7 protein-coding genes and 8 pseudogenes are annotated in these 10,623 nt (G+C 54.6%); 6 read left to right on the top strand and 9 right to left on the bottom strand.

Annotated elements, in window-relative coordinates; all coding sequences use genetic code 11:
• Positions 1-114 precede the first annotated feature (114 nt).
• A complete protein-coding gene (locus ACTBDU_RS14410; RefSeq protein WP_438806947.1) occupies positions 115-351 on the bottom strand; it encodes a helix-turn-helix domain-containing protein in 237 nt (78 codons plus the stop codon).
• Positions 352-525: 174 nt separating this feature from the next.
• Between ACTBDU_RS14410 and ACTBDU_RS14405 the strand changes: the two genes are divergently transcribed.
• From ACTBDU_RS14405 to ACTBDU_RS14380, 6 genes and pseudogenes are all read left to right on the top strand, one after another.
• Entirely contained in the window at positions 526-726 is a 201-nt protein-coding gene (locus ACTBDU_RS14405; RefSeq protein ID WP_438806946.1) for a hypothetical protein, read from the top strand.
• A 184-nt stretch (positions 727-910) separates the two neighbouring features.
• Positions 911-1,105 carry a hypothetical protein gene (locus ACTBDU_RS14400; RefSeq protein WP_438806945.1) on the top strand — a complete coding sequence of 65 codons (195 nt, stop codon included), beginning with the start codon at positions 911-913 and terminating at the stop codon, positions 1,103-1,105.
• Between the two features lie 235 nt (positions 1,106-1,340).
• A pseudogene (locus ACTBDU_RS14395) lies at positions 1,341-2,569 on the top strand (FGGY family carbohydrate kinase).
• A pseudogene (locus ACTBDU_RS14390) lies at positions 2,566-3,334 on the top strand (L-rhamnose isomerase); the annotation flags it as partial. The pseudogenes ACTBDU_RS14395 and ACTBDU_RS14390, both read left to right, overlap by 4 nt.
• Positions 3,331-3,786, top strand: a pseudogene (gene rhaD, locus ACTBDU_RS14385) (rhamnulose-1-phosphate aldolase); the annotation flags it as partial. The pseudogenes ACTBDU_RS14390 and rhaD, both read left to right, overlap by 4 nt.
• A gap of 13 nt (positions 3,787-3,799) precedes the next feature.
• Positions 3,800-4,000, top strand: a complete 201-nt coding sequence (locus ACTBDU_RS14380; protein WP_438806944.1) for an L-rhamnose mutarotase — start codon at positions 3,800-3,802, stop codon at positions 3,998-4,000.
• 238 nt (positions 4,001-4,238) lie between these two features.
• On the opposite strand, the gene ruvX is transcribed toward ACTBDU_RS14380, so the two are convergent.
• The 8 genes and pseudogenes from ruvX to ACTBDU_RS14340 form a co-directional block, all read right to left on the bottom strand.
• On the bottom strand, positions 4,239-4,664 hold the full coding sequence (gene ruvX, locus ACTBDU_RS14375) for a Holliday junction resolvase RuvX (RefSeq protein WP_438806943.1): 426 nt from the start codon (positions 4,662-4,664) through the stop codon (positions 4,239-4,241).
• Positions 4,664-5,227 (bottom strand): YqgE/AlgH family protein, encoded by a 564-nt coding sequence (locus tag ACTBDU_RS14370; RefSeq protein WP_438806942.1) that lies wholly within the window; start codon positions 5,225-5,227, stop codon positions 4,664-4,666. The genes ruvX and ACTBDU_RS14370 overlap by 1 nt, the downstream gene beginning before the upstream one ends.
• A 290-nt stretch (positions 5,228-5,517) precedes the next feature.
• Positions 5,518-5,858 (bottom strand): annotated as a pseudogene (locus ACTBDU_RS14365) (glutathione synthase); the annotation flags it as partial.
• A complete protein-coding gene (locus ACTBDU_RS14360) occupies positions 5,740-6,276 on the bottom strand; it encodes a hypothetical protein (protein ID WP_438806948.1) in 537 nt (178 codons plus the stop codon). The pseudogene ACTBDU_RS14365 and the gene ACTBDU_RS14360, both read right to left, overlap by 119 nt.
• A 32-nt stretch (positions 6,277-6,308) precedes the next feature.
• Positions 6,309-7,070, bottom strand: a pseudogene (gene rsmE, locus ACTBDU_RS14355) (16S rRNA (uracil(1498)-N(3))-methyltransferase).
• A 96-nt stretch (positions 7,071-7,166) separates the two neighbouring features.
• Positions 7,167-7,736: pseudogene (locus tag ACTBDU_RS14350) on the bottom strand (endonuclease).
• 201 nt (positions 7,737-7,937) lie between these two features.
• A pseudogene (locus tag ACTBDU_RS14345) lies at positions 7,938-8,426 on the bottom strand (SprT family zinc-dependent metalloprotease); the annotation flags it as partial.
• A gap of 191 nt (positions 8,427-8,617) precedes the next feature.
• Positions 8,618-10,018 (bottom strand): annotated as a pseudogene (locus tag ACTBDU_RS14340) (sugar porter family MFS transporter).
• Between the last annotated feature and the right edge of the window lie 605 nt (positions 10,019-10,623).

Here is a 10,623-nt window from a genome sequence, read left to right as displayed (position 1 = left end):
CGCTTACGGACTAAATCGGGTGAATTTGCAGTCCGCTTATTCAATGACCAGCGAAGTCCCTGCAAGGTGCCAGGCAATCCGGGTAAACTGACTCACTCACCGTAACAAACATAATTACAACACCTTGATCATATAACGACTCGGCCAAATGCTGGCCGGATCTACATTGAGTGCATTAGCGATAATGCGTTTACCTTTGGGATAGGGACGATACAGCGCGTTTTTTAACGTGCTGGACGCCAGCCCCGAGCCGCGGGAGAGATCTTGTATGGTGATCCCCTTCTTGTGCAGGGAGGCCCCGATATCAATCCGGTGCCAGTCACGATGATTCATTTCATTTCTATCTATCATTCGATTACCCTAAAAGGTTAACCATGCGGGTAAGTCATGGGGCTTACCCATACAGCAATGACATCTCAAACTTAAAACAAGTAAAGCAAATAATGAATTTTTTTCTGATCGCCACATATGAGAGATATTTTTGTATTTTATTAACTATACTTAATAAGTTATAGAGAAAAGAAAATGAGAAAGAAGAAAACAAGTAATTTTGCTTTTGATATGGATGGAAAAGAAAATTTTGTCGCACGCCTTAAACAACTTATGGGCAATAGAAGCGCCAGAGCTGCTGCAACTGAATGGGAGTTATCCTTCTCAACATTGCACAACTATTTAACTAGAGGTACAGAACCATCTTTATACAGTGGTGCAGAGCATTGTATATAAGGAACACGTCAGCTTGGGCTGGCTTGCATTTGCTTCATCATGCACTCAAAACGAAGTGGTTTCAACTAGCGAGATTCAGTCGATTAACGAGGAAAGCCTAATGGAGGATCCTTTAGAAGCTACTTGGCATATGATTTATAAGTCGCTGAATAAAAAGATTTAGAGGCATTAATAATGCCTGCTTTTGCAAGAAGGAACAAAGGGTGTATTGGCGTTATCAGGACGTAAAGATGACTTAGATAGTCTGTTACTCCAACTTCCAAAAGAAGAAAAAGAACGTCTGATAGCCCTACACGAAGCTAAAAAGGGGGCGGTATCTGAAGAGTGTGCAGTAGAAGATGTGGCAAGCTTAAACTGTAAGAAAAGCGGAGCGGCCTAAATAAAAATTAGGCAATTATCTATCTTATTTCATTATTTTTATAATTTACTAAAATTTTTTAACCTAATTCACATATATCTAATGGATGCCCAAAAGACGTTTAAACTACATTTAAATCTGCTCAAACCACAGTCATTCGAGTTTAGAATCTGTAAAATCTCTATAAGCCGCGCCATTAAAGGGCTTCCGGCTAACCCATCGTTTAACTTAAGAGTCCAGAAATGATTGCCACTCCATATGGGATGACGTCGCGCAGCAAATAAGCCTGAAGGAAGTATACCGATTCGCTAACGGCTTTGTACAGCAGCAGGGGGCGGATTGTTGGGACCTGGATCGACTGGAGCAGGCGATCCTCGACGGCATCAATCAGTTGGATCGCGCCGGCACGGTCATCGACAGCATCGGCATTGATACCTGGGGGGGGGATTATGTCCTGCTCAACCAGGCGGGTGAGCGCGTGGCGCCGGCGGTTAGTTACTGCGATCATCACACCGATGGCGGCCGGCGCAGGTGAGCGCCGATCTGGGCCGGGAAGAAATCTACCGACGCACCGGGATCCAATTTCTGCCGTTCAATACCCTTTATCAGTTGAAAGCCTAGCGGCAGCCGCAGGAAGCGGCGAAGGTCGCGCACCTGGTGCCGATCCCCGATTATTTTCATTACCGGCTAACCGGCGCGCTTAATTGGGAATATACCAACGTGAGCACCACGCAGTTGCTTAATGTGGTGACGGGCGACTAGGATCATACCTTGCTGGCGTATCTCGGGCTTCCCCGAAGCTGGTTCGGGACCTCGCGCCAACCGGGTAATACGCCCGGTTATTGGGTCAGTCCCTCCGGGCAGCGAGTACTGGTCATCGCCGTGGCGACCCACGATACCGCCAGCGCGGTGGTCGCCTCGCCGCTGCAAGACGAAAGCTGCGTCTACCTCAGTTCCGGCACCTGGTCGCTCATGGGCGTGGAGAGTCGTACCCCCTTTAGCGATAGCGATAGTCGCGCGCTGGCGCTGCTGGAAGCGGCCGCCACCTTGCCGCCTTTTACCAGTCTGATTAATCCCAATGATGAACGCTTTATTAATCTTCGCTCAATGGTGGAGGCCATTCGCCAGGAGTGCCGCGAGCGCCAGCAGCCGCTACCGCAAGAGGCCGCGACGCTGGCGCGCTGCATTTCCCCGTCCCGGCCGCATATCATCGGCGGCGGCAGCCAAAACCGCTGGCTCAACCAGCTGACCGCCGATTGCTGCCAGTTGCCGGTGTCCGCGGGGCCGGTGGAGGCGTCAACACTTGGCAATGTGGGATGTCAGCTCATGGCGCTAAACGAGGTGGCGGATGTCGCGGCCTGGCGCCGGATCTTAACGCGCAGTTTCCCGCTGGCGCACTACCAGCCCAGCCCGATACCTGATTTTGTCCATCATTGGCAGCGCTTCCAGGCGCTTTGCCATACGCAAGAGGAAATTTTGTTATGAACCCATCCCTTGAACAAGCCTGGCAATTGACCAGGCAGCGCTACGCCGATATTGATGTCAACGTGGAGCAGACGCTGCTTGATACGCTGCCCGTTTCCATGCATTGCTGGCAGGGTGACGATGTCGCCGGTTTTGAGGATCCCCGCGGCGCCCTGACGGGAAGGACCCAGGCTACCGGCAATTATCCCGGCAAAGCGACCAACGCCCAGCAGTTGCGTACCGATCTGGAGCGGGCGTTCAGCCTGATTTCTGGACCGAAGCGGCTTAATTTGCACGCCATCTACCTGGAGGCGGAGCAACCGGTGGAGCGTAACGCCATTGAGCCGGCGCATTTCGCCCGCTGGGTCGCCTGGGCGCGGGAACACCACAGCTGGGATTGGACTTTAATCCGACCTGCTTTTCCCATCCGTTAAGCGCCGATGGCTTTACCCTTTCCCATGCCGATGACAATATTCGCCAATTTTGGATTGAGCATTGCCCGGCCAGTCGTCGCATTTCTGCCTATTTTTTGGCCGCGAACTGGGAACGGCATTGCTAATGAATATCTGGGTCCCGGACGGGATGAAAGATCTCACCGTCGATCGCCTGGGGCCGCGTAAACGGCTGATTGCGGCGCTGGATACGGTATTAGCGGAGAAACTGGACCCACGCCATCATATCGACGCGGTGGAAGGTAAATTATTTGGTATCGGCGCTGAAAGCTACACCGTCGGTTCAACGGAATTTTATCTTGCCTACGTCACCAGCCGCGGGACCGCGCTGTGCGCAAGCAGGTCACGGACGGCAACGATCGAGTCATCATGCACTGCCATCCCACCAACCTTATCGCCTTGAGCTACGTGCTGGAGCTGGATACCGCCCGCTTTACCCGCAAACTGTGGGAAGGCAGTACGGAGTGCCTGGTGGTGTTCCCTAACGGGGTGGATATTATCCCCTGGATGGTCCCCGGCACCGACGGAATTGGCGCCGCCACCTCAGAGAAAATGCACGCGCATTCGCTGGTGCTGTGGCCTCTCCACGGTATTTTCGCCAGCAGTTCCTCGCTGGATTACGCTTTTAGCCTGTTCGACACGGCGGAAAAATCGGCGGAGGTCATGGTGAAAGTCCGCGCGATGGGTGGCAAAAAACAGACCATCAGCCGCGCTGAACTCATCGCCCTCGGCGAGCGTTTTGGCGTGACGTCGATGGCGGCGGCGCTGGACGTTGAGGCGCGTTGACCGGGGAAGCATGATGATACGAAAAGCATTCGTAATGCAGGTTAATCCGGACACGCATCAGGAGTATGAACGCCGGCACAACCCGATCTGGCCGGCTCTGGCGGAGACGGAGGTTTGCCAGCGCTGGCGGCGTCATACGACCGACGTCATGCCTGCCAACGCCGATAACAGCCCCGTCAGCGCGCCGCTGCGGCAGGTGTTTTATCTGGAGTAAGCCGGTCCCGGGGCAGAGGCAGGAGAGACGCGCCGTTACCGCCAGTGATAACACCGCCACTATTGCGAGCTGGGACACCTTGCTGCGAGCTGTGGCAGTGCCGCTGCATGGCATGCGCGTCGTCTATACCGGGCATGGCGCCACAGGCGGAGCGACGAAGGTGTTGGTGATGACGCTACAGGCAGAGTGACAGGGGCGGCTAATGGCGCCACAGACGGAGCACGAGGGTGCCGTAGCGTTACTCGGGAAACTGTTCGAGCCAGCTTTCTAGGATGACCACCGCCGACCCCGCGTCGACTTTGCCTTTCTCCAGCGCGCGAAAGCCGCCGCGCTCAAACAGACCCGCGCGGGCTTCGACGGTGCTGAGGCGCTCATCGTGCAACACCACCTGAACGCCGAAGCGGCCGTGCAGCCGGTTGGCGAACTTGCGTGCCCGGGCGGTCATCGGCTGTTCGCTGCCGTCCATATTCAGCGGTAAACCCAGCACCACCGTTTCCGGCCGCCATTCGTTCAGTAATTTTTCGATCTGTTGCCAGTCAGGTACGCCGTCGCGAGCCTTAAACGCCGTCAGCGGCCGGGCGGTACAGGTTACAGGCTGACCAATAGCCACGCCAATGCTGCGCGTACCAAAATCGAACGCCAAGATGCTACCGGCGGCGACCATCAGGCATGACCCGTCTGGTTGGCGATATTGTGAATATCGATGCCTAAGGTCTTGGCCGCTTCGCGCCAGCGGGCAGCGATGGGGGTATCAAACAGGGTTTCACTGTCGCCAGGGGTGGTAAGCCAAGTGTTTTCCATTAGCTCGCGCTCCAACTGCCCCTGTCCCCAGCCGGAGTAGCCCAGCGCCACAAGCACATCGTCGGGCTGATCGGCGGTGTCGAGCGTCTCCAGCACGTCCTTGGACGTGGTGATCATCGTTTGCGGCGAGATGCCGATGCTAGAGCCGAACCCATCGCGCGGCGTGTGCAGAACAAAGCCGCGGTCATCCGCCAGCGGGCCGCCGGCGAACACCGGTTTATCCAACCAGATGGCCGGATCGCGGCCGGCAGGCATGATCTTGAGCTTGTGCAGCACGTTTTCCACGGTGAACTGCTCGACGAGCTTGTTGATGACGATACCCATGGCGCCGTCACTGTTGTGCTCGCAGATGTAAACCACCGAGCGTTTGAATAACGGATCTTGCAACGAGGGCATGGCGATAAGAAAATGGTGCTGTAAATTCATGCTTTAATTAGGCAACCTCAGTAAGTTTAAAAAATAGGCGGTGTTCAGTACGCGGGCAAAATGGGGATAAGTCACTGGCCGCAAGCGAAATCGGATTGCGGCCACGTCATACACATCAGCGTTGTTACGCCGCCAGACGTTTTTTAATTGCCTCCATCAGCATACCGGTGATGGAAACGGGGAAGGCTGCTTCGATTTCTCGCACGCAGGTAGGGCTGATGACATTGATCATCGGTCAGGAGGTCGCCGATGATACCCAAACCGACAAAAATCAGCCCTTTCTTTTTCAGCATCGGCGCCACGTCGCGGGCGATTTTCCAGTCGCTGTCGCTGAGCGGACGTGCCTCGCCGCGGCCGCTAGATTGCCGCGGGTTTCGCCGCTTTTTGGAATGCGAACCAAGCAGTAGGGAACCGGTTCGCCGTCCACCACCAGCACCTGCTTATCACCGTCCTTGATGGCCGGCAGATAATTTTGCTCCATGCAAAAGTGGCGGCCGTATCCGGTCAGGGTTTCAACAATGACCGTCAGGTTGGGATCGTCTTGCTTGACGCGAAAAATCGACGTACCGCCCATGCCATCCAGCAGTTTCAGGATGATGTCGCCGTGCTCCTGCCAGAAAGCGCGGATGTGATCGTCCCGGCGGCTTACCAGCGTATCCGGCATATGGCGCGCGAACCAGGCGGTAAACAAACAGTTTCTCGTTACAGTCCCGCAGGCTCTGCGATTTGTTGACGATGAGCGCCCCTTCATCTTCCGCACGTTCCAGGATGTAGGTGGCATAAATAAATTCGGTATCGAAGGGCGGATCCTTGCGCATCAGGATGACATCCAGTTCGCCCAGATTGATGTCCTGTTCGCCGTTAAAGCTGTACCAGGCATCATAATCCTGCTTTACCGACAGCAAACGGGTGGAGGCCCGCGCAGCGCCGCCGCGCAGATACAGGGAGCTCATCTCCATGTAGTGAATTTCGTGGCCGCGGCTTTGTGCTTCCAGCAACATGGCGAAGCTGCTGTCTTTTTTGATATTGATGGTGGAAATCGGGTCCATTACGATGCCAAGCTTAATCATTGTCTTCTCCTTTACCCCAAATCGCCGAAACGCACCTGCAGGGCGGTGATGGCGGTGAGTGCGGTGGTCTCAGTGCGTAGCACCCGTGGCCCCAGCAGAATATCGGCAAACCTATAATTGACGGTCAATGCAATCTCCTCCGCCGACAGGCCGTTCTCAGCCCCAATCAGCAGACGAATGCCGTGCGCCGACAGCGGCAGCGGCAGCGGCAGCGGCAGCGGCAGCGGCAGAGTATTAATGCTCTGTTCGGCGCGGGGATGCAAATTAAGTTTCAACCCCGCTTCCTGTTCCGCAGACTAGGCTTCAAGCGTCATCGCGGGGCGGTCTTCGCCAGGGCGATTGCGGCCGCACTGCTCACAGGCGCCGATGGCGATTTTGCGCCATTGCTGCAGCTTTTTCTCCAGCCGCTCGCCCTCCAACTTGACGCCACAGCGCACCGAAAACAATGGGGTGATCACATTTACTTTCAATTCGATGGATTTTTGGATGGTAAATTCCATTTTTCCCCCGCGTGACATCACCTGTCCCAGCTGCAAATGCAGCGGCGATTCGCGATCTTCCATCTGTGCGGCCAGCACTGTGGCCTCGACGCCCTTTTTGTCTACCCGGGTCAAACGGGCCGCAAAAACGTGATTGCTGCCGTCAAACAGCGCTATCGGCCCGTCGACGGTCATGCGCAGCACCCAGCTCACATGATGCACGGCGTCCTCGCCCAGCGCGAGGACGGTGCCGACGGCCAGCGGCGCCAGATGATATATTCGAGGTATTCGCATAAGATGTGGCTTCAGTTCTAGTTGTCTCGCCGCCCGCGGCGGACTCGACCCCTGCCGGCACGGCAGGCCGAGCAACTTTAGTGTAGAGCAGCGCTTTTAAAGGCTGCAAGCCCGCTGAACGTACGGATTGGGGTTGCCCTGAACCGCGGCGATCCGCTGGTTGCGCTTGCATTCCCATTCGGTCACCGGGTAGGCGCGATCCCATACCTCGAACAGCTGGATCTGCGCCCGGGACGGCGGCTCCGCCTGTTTGTTTTTAACATCGATTGTCATTTCACAGCGACCGTATTGACCTTCTCCGCCGCGCCACTGGCTGTACTGCTAGTTGCCACGATCGCCATTGACCTCGCCGATCGCGGGATGCAAGTTGTGCAGGTCGGTTTCGATTTGCCGATACACCGGATCTTTGGCCCAGTTTTTACGCCCGCCGTTTTGCCAGCATTGGCGCTGGTGACCGAATTTCCATGACGGTAGCGCATCTTCTCATTCGATGCGGTCGGCGCGCAGCTCGCTCTTAGGCACCTGATAGCCGCAGGACTCCAGGTCCGGGATGCTTTTTTTGCCCTGCCAGTTTATGCGGTAATTATAATAAAAAGTGCCGGGCGCGTCGCGATTAATTTTCACCGCTGCCGCTTTTGCCTGGTTAAAATTGGTGATTTCATGCACCTTGGCCGCGGCGGGAAAGGAAAAGGTAAGTAGGCGGCCAGCAGGCCGAAAATTTTATGCGGCATATTAGTGTGTTCAATTTGGAATTGCGCAGGTTATCTAATTACGTCGCGACAGGCAAATCGAACGCGCGCCGCGCCAGCAGGGGAAAATCAGGGGAAGCATTGGCAGAATATTACCGTTCCGTACCGGTCCCTCGGGCTGCAAGATGTCGCGGCAGTGCCGGCAACGGCATTGGGTTTCGCTACGTATCACGCGGTTATAACGGCGTACGATCAGGGCATGCTGCTGGTAGCCGCAGCGATAGGGAGAGGTAGATTTACGCATCTCTGCCAAATCGAATTCATGGGTGCGGCGCGCGGGCGTTTGCAACACGGCAATCATCATCCAGCGCCACTCCCGGCCGTGGGGCGCAACCCGGCCAAATTGGCGATACACCAGCAGATGCGCCAGCTCGTGCGGCACCACTTCGTCGATAAACCGTTGCTGATTCTCCAGCAATAATTGCGGGTTCAGACGGATTTCCCAGCGCTCCAGCCAGGCGGTACCGGCGGAGGTGCCGCGCTGTTGAAAGCTTATCGCCGGTTCGGGAAAGGTATAGTCAAAATACTCCCCTGCCTGTGCGAGCTTGGCCCGCAGGCACCGCATGACACCCTGCAGCAGGGTGATAGGGATGCGTAACGGTTTCATATTCGCCAGCCTAATCGTCGGCGCCAAAGGATGCAACCCTATGGCAATACCACGCGACGACACCTGGCTATACAGGGTCAAAACCACGCCGCCGCGCGCCAAGGGCATAGGGTAAATCCGAAGCAGGTTATTGGGCAAAAAAACGCCGGCGTCCAGTCGGGCGGCGGCGTTTTGGCCACAGACGTGAGCGGTCAGTCCCACGCGCCGATTTCGCGCAGCGGTTTACCAGTCATCAGGTTACGTTCGATATGCTCAAGCGAAACGTTTTTGGTTTCTGGAATCAGCATAATGCTCAATACGATAAACAGAACGTTAAGCGCGCCGTAGATCCAGAAGGTGTTGGCATTGCCCAGCGTTTCCAGCATGGTCAGGAAGGTGGCCCCGACTATCATGTTGGCAATCCAGTTGGTGGCGGTGGAGACGGTAATACCAAAGTCGCGCCCTTTCTTTCAGCGGCTAAATTTCGGAACACAGTACCCAAATTAGCGGGCCAACGCTCATGGCGAAACCGACGATAAACAGCATCAACATGACAATCGCAAAGTATTTTTGGAAGTCGGTGTCGACGCCCAGATGGAGCAGCGTGCCCAGTGCGCCCATGCCGACCACCATAACCAGAAAACCGAGTTTCAGCGTCGGTTTACGACCCCAGCGATCCACCAGCCCGATGGCAATAAATGTCGCCAGTACGTTGACAAACTCGACAATCACCGTTCCCCACATTTGGTTGGCGGTGCTGGCAAAACTGGCGATACCGAAGATTTTCGGCGTGTAATACATAATGACATTCATACCGGTGAACTGCTGCATCATCTGCAACAGGACGCCGAGGAATACCGCGCGGCGGAAATTGGCGTTGTCTTTAAACAGTGCCCAGCCGCTTTGTTTGATCTTCAAACTTTCGCGTATCTCATCCAGCTCTTTGCCTACCTGCTCGCTGGAGCTGCGCAGCATATCCAGCACTTTTTGCGCTTCATGGTAACGTCCACGCGCCGCAAGCCAGCGCGGGCTTCCCGGTAAAAACAGGACGCCGACAAACAGCAGCACCGCGGGGATGGTGATGATGCCCAGCATCCAGCGCCAGGATCCGCTATAGCTGAAAGCGGTATCAGACAGGTGGGCCGCTAAAATCCCGATGGTGATTATTAACTGATACATGGAAATCATTGAGCCACGGATTTTTCCGGCGCGATTTCCGACAAATAAAGCGGTGCGGTATAGGAGGCAATCCCGACCGCCAGACCCAGCAGAATACGGGCGATAATAAGGGATTCCACATTGGGAGATAGCGCCGACCACAGCGAACCGATAGTGAACAAAAGGGCGCCGGTAAGCAGGCTGAATTTCCGCCCTAGCTTGGCTGACATCCAGCCGGCGGCGACTGCGCCCACCGCGGCGCCAAACATCATGGAACTGACGAACCATTCTTGTTGACGATTATCGATGTGCAAATCCGTAGACAGGAAAGGCAGCGCGCCGGCGATGACGCCAATATCCAGTCCAAATAGCAGGCCGGCCAACGCCGCCATAAAGCAAACAAAAAAAGTAAAACGAGCATGGGATCTGCCGGGTTTATGTGTGGCAGTACTCATAATGTCTCCGTGTACTACGTAAATTAATAATTATGAATTATATGTAAATGTATGCTGACAAAGTGTGAAGTCAATCACAACTATGTAATCGATTACATACACTTATCCCTGCCTATCAGCATATTCATCCGTAGCGTAATGCGATGCCCCGCTAATATAGGGCATTAAGAGGCGTTGTCATCGGGAATAGTCCGGATGTCATATTTATTTTTGTAACAATTTTGAAATGGAGCTCGATTTAGACGACATAACTTATTTACTGTATTAATTATAAATCAGAATTAATTTGTAATCGATTCTAAAAAAGAGCGCTACCTGCCTGAAACAGCCGCGTCTTTTAGTGTAGATGAAACAAAAATTTTCGCTGAATAAGTTTTAATGGATTTAAACGGGGCGACTAGAGTGTATTCACGGCGGCATAAGGCTATGAGTGCGGTTCAAACTGTAGTGGCACACTGAATTTGGCCACCTGAACAGGGGTGATATGCTCACCTCAGAACAACACGGGTGCACCAATGAAAAGAAGAAATTTTAGTCCTGAATTCAAACGCGAATCCGCTCAACTGGTTGTCGACCAAAATTACACCGCCGCGCCAGCAGCAAAA

It is taken from the genome of Sodalis sp. (in: enterobacteria), assembly GCF_051710625.1.
GTDB lineage: Bacteria > Pseudomonadota > Gammaproteobacteria > Enterobacterales > Enterobacteriaceae > JBPESN01.
The sequence above is the reverse complement of the archived record's forward strand: the minus strand, read 5'-3'. Positions and strand labels throughout refer to the sequence as shown.